The following is a 13068-nucleotide window of genomic DNA, read 5'->3' on the forward strand; positions in this document are numbered from 1 at the left end:
GGCACCGCCCGGCACCGGGTCCAGGAGACCGCGGTGCACACCTACGACGCCCAGCTCGCCGGAGGCTCCCCGCAGCCGCTGCCGGTCGAGCTGGCACTCGACGGTGTGGAGGAGTTCCTGTTCACCGTCTGCGCAACGCCGAGTGCCTGGCCGCACAAGCCCACGGCCTTCGACTTCCACGCCACCGAGGGCCGCTCCTGGCGCCTCACCGTCGACGGCGACGGCGCACGCATCACCCGCATCCCCGCTCCCACCGCCGCGACCGGCGAAGACTCGGACGCAGCCGGCGCCTCCGTCCACGGCACGGCCAGTGAGCTGGTCCTCTACCTGTACGACCGGATCCAGGCCGACTCCTTGCACGTTGACGGAGACGCAGGGCTGCTCGACCTGCTCCGCGCCTGGGAGCCGGAGGAGAAGTAGGACGTAGCGGGGGCGGTTGGCCGCGCCTCCATCGTTTACGGGATACGCCTTAGGGCATGTCCGGTCGATCATGAGCGGGTCAGATGACCCGTGCGGCTGCGGTGCCAGGCCGGCAGCTCGCGCGGCGGTACGGGCAAGCCGACCTTCATCTCCACCTTCATGCGCGCGCGGCGGATCCCGGGGAGGGCCACGTGTCTCCGCTCGCGCGCAGTGAGCATCGTCGAGGGCGCGAGCAGATCGATGCGAGGGGGCGTATGCCATGAGCGCAGGCCGAGATGGCCGAGATCGTGACCGCGGAGTGGAGCTCCGAAACGGTCCCTGTCTGGGAACCAACCCGGGGATCCCCGCCGTTGCCCCGGCATGAACTACATCCGGGAGACCCCCGACGTCCTGCGTTACACCGCCTTCTCCGACGATCCCGAGGGAGGCAATCCCGCCGGAATCGTTCTCGACGCAACGGGCCTCAGCGACGAGGAGATGCTGGCGATCGCCGCCGAAGTCGGCTACAGCGAGAGCGCGTTCCTGACAGCGCCGCCCGAGGGAGCGGGCTCCGGCGCGTGGGACGCCGGGCGGGCGTACACCATCCGCTACTTCAGCCCCAAGGCGGAAGTGCCCTTCTGCGGTCACGCCACCGTCGCCACGGCCGTGGCCCTCGGCGAGCGCGTCGGCCCCGGCGACCTGGTATTCACGACGCGGGCCGGGACCGTGCCGGTCACCGTGACGCGCGAGGGCGGGGCGCTGCGGGCCACCCTCACGAGCGTCGAGCCGCACGTCGAGGAGATCGCGGCCGATGACCTGGCAGAGGCACTCGCCGCGCTCGACTGGCCGGCCGGCGACCTCGATCCCGCCCTGCCTCCCCGCATCGCCTTCGCGGGCGCCCGCCATCTGGTCCTTGCGGCTGCGAGCCGAAAGCGCCTGGCCCACCTGGCGTACGACTTCGCCCGCCTGGAGGCCCTCATGCACCGGCTCGACCTGACGACGCTGCAGTTGGTCTGGCGCGCCTCTGCGGAGGTCTTCCACGTCCGCGCCCCGTTCCCGGTGGGCGGTGTGGTCGAGGACCCGGCGACCGGGGCGGCGGCCGCCGCCTTCGGCGCGTACGCCCGTGAGCTCGGACTCGTGCCCGAGGCGACGGCCCTCACCCTCCACCAAGGGGAGGACATGGGACGCCCCGGCGTCCTCACGGTGGAACTGCGGGCGGGCGACCGGCGGATCAGGGTCGGCGGCGCAGGGACCCGCATCCCGGCCTGACTCGAGCGACAGGCTCTAAGACTCCCCCGCGCTCGCACCGAACGTCCCCGAGGACTTCGAGCGCGTCCCGTCAGTGAGGTCGGCGGGCGTTGAGGCGGGCGGCCTGGCGGGTCAGGTGGTTGCGTTCGGCGAGGTTGGGGGCCTTGTGGGCCGCCTCGGCGTACAGGCGTGCCGCCGTCGCCAGGTCGCCGTCGCGTTCGTGGAGGTAGGCCGCCACCGCGGCGTGGCGGGGCAGTGAGGTGTCCAGCGCGGCGAGGGCCGCCAGGCCGGCGCGCGGGCCGTCGGCCTCGCCGACCGCGACCGCGCGGTTGAGCCGGACGATCGGGCTGTCGGTCAGCCCCGCGAGCTCGTCGTACCACTCGACGATCTGCACCCAGTCGGTCTCCTCGGCGGTGGGCGCGTCGGCGTGGAGGGCCGCGATGGCGGCCTGGGCCTGGAACTCGCCCAGCCGGTCGCGGGCGAGGGCCGCCTGGAGGATCCCGATGCCCTCGGCGATCAGCGCGGTGTCCCACCGGCCGCGGTCCTGCTCGGCGAGCGGCACCAGGCTGCCGTCGGGCGCGGTCCGGGCGGCGCGCCGGGCGTGGTGGAGGAGCATGAGGGCGAGCAGCCCGGACACCTCGGGGTGGTCGATGCGGGCCGCGAGCTGCCGGGTGAGCCGGATGGCCTCGGCGGCGAGGTCGACATCGCCGGAGTAGCCCTCGTTGAAGACGAGGTAGAGGACGCGCAGCACGGTGGCGACGTCGCCCGGCCGGTCGAAGCGCACGCCGGAGACGGTGCGCTTGGCCCGGCTGATGCGCTGCGCCATCGTCGCCTCGGGCACCAGGTAGGCCTCGGCGATCTGGCGAGTGGTCAGCCCACCGACGGCACGCAGGGTGAGCGCGACCGCCGATGCAGGGGTCAGTGAGGGGTGGGCGCAGAGGAAGTACAGCTGGAGCGTGTCGTCCATCTCGGGCGCCGGACCTGGCTGCGGCTCCTCCTCGGAGCGGTCCTCACGCCGGCGGCGGGCCGCGTCGGCGCGGGTCGCGTCGAGGAACTTGCGCCAGGCCACGGTGACCAGCCAGCCCTTCGCATCGCGCGGAGGGTCGGCCGGCCAGACGCGGAGCGCCTCGATCAGAGCGTCCTGTACGGCGTCCTCGGCCGCCGCGAAGTCTGCTCCGCGGCGGACGAGGACGGTGAGCACGCTCGGTGTGAGGCTTCTGAGCAGGGCCTCGTCCATCGGTGACGTCACTCGGTGATGGTCGGCGGCTCGGAGAAGAACGGGCGCACCTCCAGCCATTCGTGGATCGGCTTGCCGCCCGCGCCGGGGGCGGCCGACAGCTCTCCGGCCAGTTCGACGGCGCGCTCGTAGCTGTCGACGTCGATGATCATCCAGCCGGCGATGAGGTCCTTGGTCTCGGCGAACGGTCCGTCGGTGACCGGCGGGCGTCCCTCCCCGTCGTACCGGACCCACGCTCCTTCGGGGGCGAGCGCCTGGCCGTCGACGTACTCGCCCGTCTTCTCCAGCCGGGTCGCGAAGTCGCTCATGTACTGCACGTGCGCCGAGATCTCCTCGGGGGTCCACTGGTCCATCGGCACGTCGTTGACCGCCGCCGGGGCGCCGCGGTAGTGCTTCAGCAGCAGGTACTTCGCCATCGTGGTTCTCCTTGGTGCTCGTGCGACCCATTGTGGTCGCGTTCACCCCGGGGACGGAGCCGGACGCGGGTTCTCGACATCAGCGTCCGATTTTTTTCTTGAGCTCTCGTGGATGCGGCTGGGTGAGGCGTGTTTGTCGTCTGTGGAGGAGAGCCGGACGGCGTTGCCCGGGCTTACCGTGTCCGACTCGCTTCGGCAGGCGAGCGTCCGGGCTCTCGGATGGCCCTCTTCGCTCCGATCAGGACGCGGTAGCGCTGCCGTGCCGCGAAGTCGGTCAGCCTCCAGACGGCTGGGCGTCCCACTTCCGCGCTGAGGTGGAGGACGGCATCCGGGCCGACGAACACGCCGACGTGTGCGCCGTAGGGATCCTCTGTCGCATTGAACAGGAGCAGGTCGAGCGGTTCGGCGGTCGGAGTGTGGACCGTGGCTGTGGTGTCGTCCCACAGGTCGCTGGAGCGCAGGGGCGGCAGGGTCAGGCCGAAGTGCCTGAGCACCTCGTAGGCGAACACCTGGCAGTTGGCCCCCGTCTCGAGGCCTGGCCTCTTGGTCACCGCCGCCGATCCCGGGAAGCGGGAACCGACGTGCGGGACGGTCCAGAACGCGGCCGGCAGGCGGGAGAGCAACGGTTCCATGTCTCCATCATGGCTTCTGCCTGGTGGGCGGCTACTGGGCGGGTGTCGATGCGAGCGGTGCATAGGATCGTCGGTATGGCGCTGCGACCTGTTCACGTGAACATCAAGGCTCTTGACGGCTCGGCGATCGGCCGGTTCTGGGCGTCGGCGCTCGACTGGTACGCCTACAGCCCTGGTGCGACCACTTACGTCGGGCCCGCCGGCGGTCTCGTCTGGCCGGACCCGGTCCATGTCTGCATCGACGTCGTTCCCGTTCCGGAGCCCAAGACAGCGACGAAGAACCGGGTCCACCTCGATCTCGCCACCACCTCTACGGCCCATCAGGCGGAGTTGGTCGCTCGCCTCAAGGCCCTCGGTGCCACACCCGTCGACGTGGGCCAGGGAACCGTGCCGTGGACGGTTCTCGCCGATCCTGAGGGCAACGAGTTCTGCGTGCTGGAGCCTCGGGAGGTCTACCGGGACACCGGGCCGATCGCCGCCGTCGTGGTCGACTGTGCCGATCCGCGGGCCATGGGCCGGTTCTGGGGTGAGGCTCTGGACTGGGTCCTGCATGACGTCACTGACGAGAATGCCGTGATGCGGTCTGCCAAGGGGGTTGGACCGTATCTCGAGTTCCTCCGCACGCCCGACATGAAGACCGTGCCTGACCGTGTCCATCTCGACCTCCTGCCCTACCCCGGTGACGACACGACTGCGGAAGTGGACCGGCTGCGGGCGCTCGGCGCCACCGACCTCGACCTCGGTCAGGGCGACGTCCCGTGGACGTGTCTGACCGACCCGGAGGGGCACGAGTTCTGCGTCCTCCCCCTGCCCTGACGCGGCAGGCCGGCGCGCGACGGGGTGAGCGCCTGCAGGTCGGGGCCTGCGGGTCGGGGCCTCCGGCTCGGCGAATCCCGCCATCGGACACGTACGTGATGGCCAAGGACGGCGAGGTGGAGGCCACTAGCCTCCGCGTATGCGTCGTGATCTCTTTCGTTCCGCGTTCGTCCTGGGCTCGTGCGTGGCGCTGTGCTGTCTGAGTGGTGCTCATGTCGCCGCGGCACAGCCCTCGGATGCCGGCGTTGTCGTCCGGGAGGACTTCTCCTCCCGTGGATTGCCCGGGCAGTGGCGGGTGGTCGGCGGGAAGTGGCGGGTGGACGGGGGGCGGCTGGTCGGCGATTCCGGGGTGGGGCGGGGGGTGGTGACGTTCGGGGGTGGTTCGGCCGATTTCCGGTTCGAGGCTCGGGCTCGTTTCGAACGGGGGGAAGAGTCGAAGCGGTGGTTCGGGTTGGGGGTCGATGTGCCTGCTTCCGGGAGCCGGCCGGAGACTGTCGGCGTGGTACGTGGCGGAAAGACCGGGTTCTCGTTCGGGGAGGGAAGTGGTGAGGGGGCGCCCGTTCCGTTCGTGGGGGCTGCGGATGGAGAGGTTCGGGTGCGTGTCGAGGCTCGGGGGCGGCAGGCGGTCTGGTTTCTCGACGATCGGCAGGTGTTGGTGACCAGCCGGTCCCAGGCCAGTGGTGGGGTGGCGCTGGCTGTGGGTGGGGGGACCGTGTCGTTCGACGATGTGCGGGTGACGCGTGTGAGGTCGTCCGCGTTTCAGCGTGTAGCCGCCGCGCCGGTGACCGTGGTGGCGCACCGGGGAGCCTCCTCCGTCGCCCCCGAGAACACGATGGTCGCGCAGGAGGTGGGGCGGCGTTCCGGGGCGGTCTTCATCGAGAACGACGTCCGGCTGAGCAGTGACCGCGTGCCCTTCCTCATGCACGACACGACCGTGGACCGGACCACGGACGGCGTGGGGAATCTCTCGGCGTTGAGTGCCGCGCAGCTTCGTGGGCTGGATGCGGGGTCCTGGTTCGCGCCGGCGTTCGCCGGAGCCCGAATTCCCACGCTCGCCGAGCAGTTGGCCGATCTCCGGACCCGCGGCGGAAGCCTGCTCCTGGAGACCAAGCAGGCCGACAGCATCGAGGACATCGCGACGGTGATCGATGTCGTACGGGCGGAGAACATGACCGGGCGGGTGATGGTCCAGAGTTTCGATCCCCAGCACCTGCGGTGGGTGCGCGCGCTCGCCCCCGAGATTCCACTCGGCCTGTTGCGCGACAAACTGGACGCCGACCCCGTCGCCGTGAGCCAGGAGTTGGGTCTGGCCCTCTACATCCCCAGTGGCGCGGCCCTGGAGGCCCGGCCGGGCGTCGTGGGCGATCTGCACGCGGCAGGCCTTGGCGTGTGGGTGTGGACGGTGGACACCGCCGAGCGGTGGGGCCGGTACGACGGCTACGGCGTGGACGGGGTCATCACCAACCGGGCCGGCGAGCTCAACGGCTGGCTCAGTGGGCGGGCCGCGGGGCGGTGAACGAGGCCACGGGCCCTCCCCTGGCCGACCGTCAAGAGCTCAGCGCCGCCAGCTCCGCGTTCGCCCGCTCCGTCACCAGCGTGAGGACGCGGCCCGCGGCCACCAGGTCCTCGGTGGGGATGTCGCCCCAGATGCGGGCGGAGATGGGCGCGGACTCCGCGCCCACGGCAGCGACCAGTTCGCGACCCGTGTCCGTGGGGCGCAGGTGCGGGCCGTCGGTGACGAGGAGGTCCTTGGCGAGCAGTTCGTCGAGTGTGGCGTGGGCGTCGGCCGGAGTGGCTTTGACCGAAGCGACGACCTGGGCTGCGAGGTCCTCCGGTGTCTGTGGGGTCTCGGCCGTGACGGCGGCGCGCAGGGCGATCTGCTGCTGGAACGTGGCGCCGTGCCGGGCCAGGACGTGCTCCAGGACGCCGCGTGCGGCGTAGTGGGCCAGGCCGAGGGCGCGGGAGTCGGCTGCCGGGGTGGTCGATGCGGTGGTGGTCATGGTGTGTGCCTCTCCGTGTTCTCGTCGTTCGGTACGGGTGGAGCGAGAGGTGCGTCGAGCAGGGTCGTGAGTTCGGCGGTGAACGCGTGCGTTCTTGGGTCGTCGAGTCCGCCGAGCGGTTCCAGAAGCTGCTGGAGGAGGTCCTGGACGACCTCGATGGCCTGCCGGGTGACCGTCGTGCCGTCCTCGGTGAGGGCCAGTTGTACGGCGCGCGGGTCGCGGGGGTCGCGGGTGCGCTCGATCAGGCCGGACGTCTCCAGGGCGCGCGCCAGCTTCGATACGTACAGCGCCTCCAGGCCCGTGTGGTCGGCGAGGCGGCGCTGGCTGGGGCGCTCGCCGGTGCGCTGCATGCCGTACAGCGAGGCGACCAGAACGTACTGCGCGTGCGTGAGGCCCATGGGGGCCATCGCGCGATCGACCGCGACGCGCCACTTGTTGGCGAGTCGCCATACCAGGAAGCCGGGCGTGGGGCCCCGTGAAGCCTTGCTCATGACTCATACGGTACATGGCTATTATCGCCATGGCTACTACATCTGTCGGAGCCCGCTCACCCGGACGGGTGCCTCCCGGGCGCCGTGCCGCCGTACCTGCGGGAAGGGTGGCGGGACGACCCTGCGCATAAAGGCCCGACGGCCGGTAAGGCGAGGAGCATGGCGACAGACCTGAGCGACGAGCGAGCGGATGCACGGTCCCGGCTATGGGCGCGGGGGGCCGTGCTGGCGGTGGCGGCTGCCGTCGCCGTGCTGTTGGTGGCCGTCGGCGGGGGTGGGGCGCTCGTTGTCCTCAGTGGGTTCCTGGCGCTCGTCGTGTCCGCTGCGGGTGTCTGGTGGATGGTGGCCCGGCGCGGGCCGCTGCGGTGGCTCGGAGCGATCCTCATGGTCGGCGCGCCCGTCGGCCTGCTCGTCCTCTACGTGCACAGCGGGCTCTGGGTGATCGCTCTCGTCGCCCTGGCCCTCTGGGTGGTGGCCCTGGGGTGTGGGCGGATGGCCCTGCGGCCGTCGCATCAGAGGCATGTCATGCGGGCCGTCCCCCGGCCGGCTCCCCGCCGTCCCGTGATCCTCATGAACCCGAACTCCGGCGGCGGCAAGGTCGGCCGCTTCGAGCTCGTCGAGCGGGCCGAGCGGCTCGGCGCGCGCGTGATCGTTCTCGAGCCGTCCGGCGGCGACAAGGTGCTCGACCTGGCCCGCCGGGCCGTCTCCGAGGGGGCCGACCTGCTGGGCGTCGCGGGTGGCGACGGTACGCAGGCGGAGGTCGCGGCGGTCGCCGCCGAGCACGATCTGCCGTTCCTGGTGGTGCCCGCCGGCACCCGGAACCATCTCGCCATGGACCTGGGGCTCGACCGCGACGATCCCTCGCTCAGCCTGGACGCCCTCACCGACGGCGAGGAGCTGCGGGTCGACCTCGGGGACGTCAACGGGCGGGCGTTCGTCAACACCGTGTCGTTCGGGGTGTACGCGCAGGTCGTGCAGCGGCCCGAGTACCGCGACGCGAAGGCCGAGACGGCGCTCGACGCCATGCCCGATCTCCTCCACGAGAGCGGGCCACGTCTCGATGCCACGGCCGACGGCACCGCCCTGCCGTCCCAGCAGGCGATCCTCGTCAGCAACAACCCCTACACGCGGCCCGACCCGTTCACCGGCCGCCGCCCCCGCCTCGACCAGGGCGAGCTCGGCGTCATCGGCATCCGCGTCGAGGGCGCGGCCGGGGCCGCCGACATCGCGCTGCGCGGCTCGCAGTCCGACAGCCTGAACGTCCTGACCGCGCACCGGGTCGAGGTGACCGGCGGCGGCGACACCGTGCCGGTCGCCGTCGACGGCGAGGCCCTGACCCTGCCGACCCCCGTGACCTGCACCATCCGCCCGCACGCGCTGCGCGTGCGAGTGCCGCGCGACCGGCCCGGGGCGCCGCCCGTCGCCCCCGCCGTCAACTGGCGACGCATCTTCACACTGGCCTTCCGAGGGAGGGGCGCATGACCAGCAGTCCGCGCGAAGAGGAGGAGACGCCGGGTGGGATCGGCGCCGTACTGAGCGATCTCCGGGCGGTCGACGGTGCCCTGTACGCCGCCGTTGCCGCGACGCCCACGCCCACGCTCGACAGGGGGTTGCGGAGGCTGTCCCACGCGGCCGACCATTCCAAGATCTCCTTCGCGGTCGCCGCCGCGCTCGCCCTCTCCCCCGGCCGGCCCCGGCGCGCCGCCGTCCTGGGCGTCGGTGCGGTCGCGGTGGCCTCGGCGTGCGCGAACCTCCTGGGCAAGCGTCTCGTACGCCGTGCCAGGCCGGACCGGGAAGCTGCGCGGGTGATCGTGGACCGTCACGTCCCCATGCCCACCTCCGCCTCCTTCCCCTCCGGGCACACGGCCTCGGCCGTCGCCTTCGCCACCGCCGTCGGCGCCGTCCTGCCTCCGGCCGCCCTCCCGCTCACCGCGCTGGCCTGCGCGGTCGGGTACTCCCGTATCCACACCGGCGTCCACTATCCGGGCGACGTGCTGGCCGGAGCCGTTCTGGGAGCCACCTCCGCCACCGCCGTCCTCACCCTGGCCGGAGTGAGGGCCGAATGATCGTCGCGGAATCGCTTTGCATGGTCATGCGTTCTGATGCATACTCTTTCTATGTCTAAGGTCCTCACCTCCCTTCCTTCCGGCGAGCGGGTCGGAATCGCCTTCTCCGGCGGACTCGACACCTCGGTCGCGGTCGCGTGGATGCGCGACAAGGGCGCCGTCCCGTGCACGTACACCGCCGACATCGGCCAGTACGACGAGCCCGACATCGCCTCCGTGCCCGGTCGCGCCAAGACCTACGGCGCCGAGATCGCCCGGCTGGTCGACTGCCGCGCCGCGCTGGTCGAGGAGGGCCTGGCCGCGCTCACCTGCGGGGCGTTCCACATCCGCTCGGGCGGTCGCGCGTACTTCAACACGACGCCGCTCGGCCGTGCCGTCACGGGCACGCTCCTGGTGCGGGCGATGATGGAGGACGACGTCCAGATCTGGGGCGACGGATCGACGTTCAAGGGCAACGACATCGAGCGGTTCTACCGCTACGGGCTGCTCGCCAACCCGCACCTGCGGATCTACAAGCCGTGGCTCGACGCGGACTTCGTGACCGAGCTCGGTGGCCGTACCGAGATGTCCGAGTGGCTGCTCGCCCACGGTCTGCCCTACCGGGACAGCACCGAGAAGGCGTACTCCACCGACGCCAACATCTGGGGCGCCACCCACGAGGCGAAGATCCTGGAGCACCTCGACACCGGCGTGGAGACCGTGCAGCCGATCATGGGCGTGCGGTTCTGGGACCCGTCGGTCGAGATCGCGACCGAGGACGTGACGATCGGCTTCGACCAGGGCCGGCCGGTGACGATCAACGGCAAGGAGTTCTCCTCCCCCGTCTCCCTCGTGATGGAGGCGAACGACATCGGCGGACGCCACGGCATGGGCATGTCCGACCAGATCGAGAACCGGATCATCGAGGCGAAGAGCCGCGGGATCTACGAGGCGCCCGGCATGGCGCTGCTGCACGCGGCGTACGAGCGTCTGGTCAACGCCATCCACAACGAGGACACCCTCGCCCAGTACCACAGCGAGGGCCGGCGCCTCGGCCGGCTGATGTACGAGGGCCGCTGGCTCGACCCGCAGGCGCTGATGATCCGCGAGTCGCTGCAGCGCTGGGTCGGCGCGGCCGTCACGGGTGAGGTGACCCTGCGGCTGCGGCGCGGCGAGGACTACTCGATCGTCGACACGACCGGTCCCGCGTTCAGCTACCACCCGGACAAGCTGTCGATGGAGCGTACCGAGGACTCCGCGTTCGGCCCGGTCGACCGGATCGGTCAGCTGACGATGCGCAACCTCGACATCGCCGACTCGCGCGCCAAGCTGGAGCAGTACGCGGACCTCGGCCTCATCGGCACCGCCAACCCGGCGATCGGCGCGGCCCAGGCCGCCGCGACCGGACTGATCGGCACGATGCCGCACGGCGGCGCCGAGGCGATCGCCTCGCGTGGCGAGGTCTCGGCCGAGGACGAGCTGCTCGACCGCGCGGCGATGGAGTCCGGCACCGACTGATCGACCCGCTTCGCCCCCGGGGCGCTGCCTCCGACACCGAGAGGTGTCGGCGACAGCGCCCTTGGTCGCGTCTACGCCCGTTTCTCGCGGCGTGCGCGAGGCAGGCGCCAGCGGCGCGGTGGCTGGTCCGGGACCCAGCCGAAGGCGAGTGAGCTGCCGACGAGGCCGAGGAGCATCCCGATGAAGAACCCGCCGAGGTTCGAGGTGACCCAGGTGGCGAGCGAGGCCAGGACGGCGACGATCGAGTAGAAGAGGCGCTGGCGCGGGTTGAGGACGATCAGCGCCCCGCAGACGATCATGATCACCGGGAGCACGTATCCGGCCAGGCTGTCCGCCCCCGCCGTGAGGATGACCGTGACGCTCGCCCGTTGGGTGAGCAGGATCTCGGCACCGCCGAGCAGGACCAGGAGGCCCGGGGCGAAGGGGCGGCGGTGACGCCATCCGGCGAAGGCCCGCCAGGGGTGTCGGCCGCAGCCGGTGGCCGGCGCCGTCACGGTCAGCAACCCTCGGACGCGAAGCTCATGTGCAGGTCGGGCAGGGTGAAGCGGGTCGCCGTGGTGGCGTAGTTCTTCTGGTACACGTCGGTGATGGTGACCGTGTCGGCCTGCTGGCCGAAGGAGCCGAGCGGGCCCTTGACCGGGGGTTTGTCGAAGGTACTGGCGTCCCCACCGATCTCGATGTTGTCGAACGCCGCGACCTTGCCGGAGATCTCGGTGGAGTCCGTGGTCAGGCCCGCGGCCTTCACGGGCGTGCCCCGGTTGCCGGCCGTGATGCGCAGATGGGTGCCGCCCAGCTCCACGCTCTGGCAGAGGTTGGTGAGTTCGGCCTGGCGGATGGCGGTGACGATGACCAGGACCTGGCCACCGGTGTCACCGGCGTTGGGGCTGCCCTCGGGCATGGTGTCCATCCCGCCGAACTGGCCGAAGCCGGTGCCCTTGAGGGTGTCGGCCTTGACGACGAACGGCATGCCGGAGATGGCGAACTGGGCGGCGAGCGCGCCCTGGGCGGTCAGGACGACGAGGGTGCCGGCGATCGCGCACGCGGGGAGCGCCATCAGGCCGGCCCGGCGGAAGCGGACGCGGCCTCTACGGCGGGGCTCCTCGGCCGCGGGTGAGGCGGGTAAGGACGCGGTGGGGGTGGGGTCTTCGGACAGGGCCATGAGGTGCTCCTGACAGTGATGAGTCGTGAGGAAACAGACCTGTGGCGGCGATGTCCTGGCGCGGACGGTGGCGTGTGCCGGTTTCCCGTGCCCGCCCGGGTTTTCCTCGCGTGGTCGTACGGAGGCGGCCGCGTGGCAGGGAACCGCCTGGACCGTAAACCCGTCGTTACCGCCCAGTCAACTAGTGTGCGATAAACGGGAGTTGATCGATCAGGCGGGACGCCTCAGGGGCCGCTGAACGGGGACACCACGACGTGCACGAGGGTGTCGAGCAGGAGAGGGAGGCGGGCCGTCCGGTCCTCGTCGACCGCGCGGTGGACCGCCGCGTGGACGGCGCCGACGACGGTGTCCACCAGCTCCTCCCGCGCGACTCCCGGCGGTGCGGGCGGGGCGTGGACGAAGAACCGGCGGAAACTGGCCAGAAGTTCGGCACGGGCGCGGCGGCCCGCGGGGCCCGCCGACTCGATCTCGACGACCATCCGGGCGAACGCGGGCGTCTGCGAGAGCAGGGCCAGCATCGTCCGCAGCCCGGCCCGCACGCCCGCCGGCCACGACGCCGCGCCGCCGGCCTCCGTGTACGCCCGTTCCATGGCCCGTACGACCATCTGCGTACCGCTCCGGTACGCGGCCAGAACCGCGTCCTCCTTGCCCGTGAACAGGGCGTAGAACACCGGGCGGGTCACTCCGGCGGCCCGGCAGATGTCGCTGATCCGGGCACCGCCGTAGCCGTGCGCGGCAACCATGCGGGCCACTCCGTCGAGCAGCCGCTCGCGCTGCCGCGAGGCCACCTGCTCCGGCGTCAGCCGACGGGGGCCGGGGCGCAGGGAACGCTCCGGGTCGCGGCCCGTGCGGGCGCCGGGCAGCGCCTGCCACTCCTCGGTCGGACGAGCACCCATCACCGGCCACATCCCCCCGGGGCTGTTGACGTCACATACTCGACAGGTTTACAACCCTGATGGGTTTTCCTCTCGTGTGTGCGGCGACCGGCGGCGGGCTCGGACATCGCACCCGCGCACCACGCACCGCACCGCCGCGCACCGCACACACGCGGCAACACCGCACCGCTCATCGTGTATCACGCTCTTGTCGCGTCCCGCGACACCGCTG

Annotated in this window: 14 protein-coding genes and 1 pseudogene; 7 read left to right on the forward strand and 8 right to left on the reverse strand. The window is 71.5% G+C overall.

What is annotated here, in order from left to right:
* Nucleotides 1–420 (forward strand): annotated as a pseudogene (locus tag AB0F56_RS14875) (hypothetical protein); the annotation flags it as partial.
* Between the two features lie 360 nt (nucleotides 421–780).
* Nucleotides 781–1668 carry a PhzF family phenazine biosynthesis isomerase gene (locus tag AB0F56_RS14880; protein ID WP_362008710.1) on the forward strand — a complete coding sequence of 296 codons (888 nt, stop codon included), beginning with the start codon at nucleotides 781–783 and terminating at the stop codon, nucleotides 1666–1668.
* Between the two features lie 70 nt (nucleotides 1669–1738).
* On the opposite strand, the gene AB0F56_RS14885 is transcribed toward AB0F56_RS14880, so the two are convergent.
* The 3 genes from AB0F56_RS14885 to AB0F56_RS14895 all read right to left on the reverse strand — a co-directional run bounded on the left by AB0F56_RS14885 (nucleotide 1739) and on the right by AB0F56_RS14895 (nucleotide 3932).
* Complete coding sequence (locus tag AB0F56_RS14885; protein WP_362009488.1) at nucleotides 1739–2884, reverse strand: sigma-70 family RNA polymerase sigma factor; 1146 nt, start codon at nucleotides 2882–2884, stop codon at nucleotides 1739–1741.
* 8 nt (nucleotides 2885–2892) lie between these two features.
* Nucleotides 2893–3300 (reverse strand): YciI family protein, encoded by a 408-nt coding sequence (locus AB0F56_RS14890; protein ID WP_362008713.1) that lies wholly within the window; start codon nucleotides 3298–3300, stop codon nucleotides 2893–2895.
* Nucleotides 3301–3473: 173 nt separating this feature from the next.
* On the reverse strand, nucleotides 3474–3932 hold the full coding sequence (locus AB0F56_RS14895) for a hydrolase (protein WP_362008715.1): 459 nt from the start codon (nucleotides 3930–3932) through the stop codon (nucleotides 3474–3476).
* Between the two features lie 75 nt (nucleotides 3933–4007).
* On the opposite strand from AB0F56_RS14895, the gene AB0F56_RS14900 reads away from it, so the two are divergent.
* Both AB0F56_RS14900 and AB0F56_RS14905 read left to right on the forward strand, forming a co-directional pair.
* Nucleotides 4008–4748, forward strand: a complete 741-nt coding sequence (locus AB0F56_RS14900) for a VOC family protein (protein ID WP_362009491.1) — start codon at nucleotides 4008–4010, stop codon at nucleotides 4746–4748.
* Between the two features lie 139 nt (nucleotides 4749–4887).
* Nucleotides 4888–6264 carry a glycerophosphodiester phosphodiesterase family protein gene (locus tag AB0F56_RS14905; protein ID WP_362008718.1) on the forward strand — a complete coding sequence of 459 codons (1377 nt, stop codon included), beginning with the start codon at nucleotides 4888–4890 and terminating at the stop codon, nucleotides 6262–6264.
* 31 nt (nucleotides 6265–6295) lie between these two features.
* Here the strand turns inward: AB0F56_RS14905 and AB0F56_RS14910 are convergent, their stop codons facing one another.
* Both AB0F56_RS14910 and AB0F56_RS14915 read right to left on the reverse strand, forming a co-directional pair.
* Complete coding sequence (locus tag AB0F56_RS14910; protein ID WP_362008719.1) at nucleotides 6296–6748, reverse strand: MarR family transcriptional regulator; 453 nt, start codon at nucleotides 6746–6748, stop codon at nucleotides 6296–6298.
* Complete coding sequence (locus AB0F56_RS14915; RefSeq protein WP_362008721.1) at nucleotides 6745–7239, reverse strand: MarR family transcriptional regulator; 495 nt, start codon at nucleotides 7237–7239, stop codon at nucleotides 6745–6747. Before AB0F56_RS14915 ends, AB0F56_RS14910 begins: the two co-directional genes overlap by 4 nt.
* Nucleotides 7240–7398: 159 nt before the next feature.
* Between AB0F56_RS14915 and AB0F56_RS14920 the strand changes: the two genes are divergently transcribed.
* From AB0F56_RS14920 to argG, 3 genes are read left to right on the forward strand one after another with little or no spacing between them, the layout of a single operon-like run.
* The gene (locus AB0F56_RS14920; RefSeq protein WP_362008724.1) at nucleotides 7399–8721 is read left to right on the forward strand and encodes a diacylglycerol kinase family protein; all 1323 of its coding nucleotides are present in this window, start codon (nucleotides 7399–7401) and stop codon (nucleotides 8719–8721) included.
* Nucleotides 8718–9305, forward strand: a complete 588-nt coding sequence (locus tag AB0F56_RS14925; RefSeq protein ID WP_362008727.1) for a phosphatase PAP2 family protein — start codon at nucleotides 8718–8720, stop codon at nucleotides 9303–9305. The genes AB0F56_RS14920 and AB0F56_RS14925 overlap by 4 nt, the downstream gene beginning before the upstream one ends.
* A 51-nt stretch (nucleotides 9306–9356) precedes the next feature.
* Nucleotides 9357–10802: an argininosuccinate synthase gene (gene argG / locus AB0F56_RS14930; protein ID WP_362008729.1), complete on the forward strand. Its 1446-nt coding sequence runs from the start codon at nucleotides 9357–9359 to the stop codon at nucleotides 10800–10802.
* Between the two features lie 71 nt (nucleotides 10803–10873).
* Here argG and AB0F56_RS14935 read toward each other — a convergent pair whose 3' ends face one another.
* From AB0F56_RS14935 to AB0F56_RS14945, 3 genes are all read right to left on the reverse strand, one after another.
* Nucleotides 10874–11296, reverse strand: a complete 423-nt coding sequence (locus tag AB0F56_RS14935) for a DUF6114 domain-containing protein (protein WP_362008731.1) — start codon at nucleotides 11294–11296, stop codon at nucleotides 10874–10876.
* A gap of 2 nt (nucleotides 11297–11298) precedes the next feature.
* Nucleotides 11299–11961, reverse strand: coding sequence for a DUF6230 family protein (locus AB0F56_RS14940; protein ID WP_362008734.1), 663 nt, complete (start codon nucleotides 11959–11961; stop codon nucleotides 11299–11301).
* Nucleotides 11962–12185: 224 nt separating this feature from the next.
* The gene (locus tag AB0F56_RS14945) at nucleotides 12186–12857 is read right to left on the reverse strand and encodes a TetR/AcrR family transcriptional regulator (protein WP_362008737.1); all 672 of its coding nucleotides are present in this window, start codon (nucleotides 12855–12857) and stop codon (nucleotides 12186–12188) included.
* Nucleotides 12858–13068: the final 211 nt, after the last annotated feature.

The organism is Streptomyces sp. NPDC026092, from assembly GCF_040638605.1.
In the GTDB taxonomy this organism is placed as follows: Bacteria; Actinomycetota; Actinomycetes; order Streptomycetales; family Streptomycetaceae; genus Streptomyces.

Excerpts from the sequence above, each read along its gene's own strand:
- AB0F56_RS14880 (WP_362008710.1), top strand. The coding sequence starts at position 781 with ATGAACTACATCCGGGAGACCCCCGACGTCCTGCGTTACACCGCCTTC.
- AB0F56_RS14885 (WP_362009488.1), bottom strand. The coding sequence starts at position 2,884 with ATGGACGAGGCCCTGCTCAGAAGCCTCACACCGAGCGTGCTCACCGTC.
- AB0F56_RS14890 (WP_362008713.1), bottom strand. The coding sequence starts at position 3,300 with ATGGCGAAGTACCTGCTGCTGAAGCACTACCGCGGCGCCCCGGCGGCG.
- AB0F56_RS14895 (WP_362008715.1), bottom strand. The coding sequence starts at position 3,932 with ATGGAACCGTTGCTCTCCCGCCTGCCGGCCGCGTTCTGGACCGTCCCG.
- AB0F56_RS14900 (WP_362009491.1), top strand. The coding sequence starts at position 4,008 with ATGGCGCTGCGACCTGTTCACGTGAACATCAAGGCTCTTGACGGCTCG.
- AB0F56_RS14905 (WP_362008718.1), top strand. The coding sequence starts at position 4,888 with ATGCGTCGTGATCTCTTTCGTTCCGCGTTCGTCCTGGGCTCGTGCGTG.
- AB0F56_RS14910 (WP_362008719.1), bottom strand. The coding sequence starts at position 6,748 with ATGACCACCACCGCATCGACCACCCCGGCAGCCGACTCCCGCGCCCTC.
- AB0F56_RS14915 (WP_362008721.1), bottom strand. The coding sequence starts at position 7,239 with ATGAGCAAGGCTTCACGGGGCCCCACGCCCGGCTTCCTGGTATGGCGA.
- AB0F56_RS14920 (WP_362008724.1), top strand. The coding sequence starts at position 7,399 with ATGGCGACAGACCTGAGCGACGAGCGAGCGGATGCACGGTCCCGGCTA.
- AB0F56_RS14925 (WP_362008727.1), top strand. The coding sequence starts at position 8,718 with ATGACCAGCAGTCCGCGCGAAGAGGAGGAGACGCCGGGTGGGATCGGC.
- argG (WP_362008729.1), top strand. The coding sequence starts at position 9,357 with ATGTCTAAGGTCCTCACCTCCCTTCCTTCCGGCGAGCGGGTCGGAATC.
- AB0F56_RS14940 (WP_362008734.1), bottom strand. The coding sequence starts at position 11,961 with ATGGCCCTGTCCGAAGACCCCACCCCCACCGCGTCCTTACCCGCCTCA.
- AB0F56_RS14945 (WP_362008737.1), bottom strand. The coding sequence starts at position 12,857 with ATGGGTGCTCGTCCGACCGAGGAGTGGCAGGCGCTGCCCGGCGCCCGC.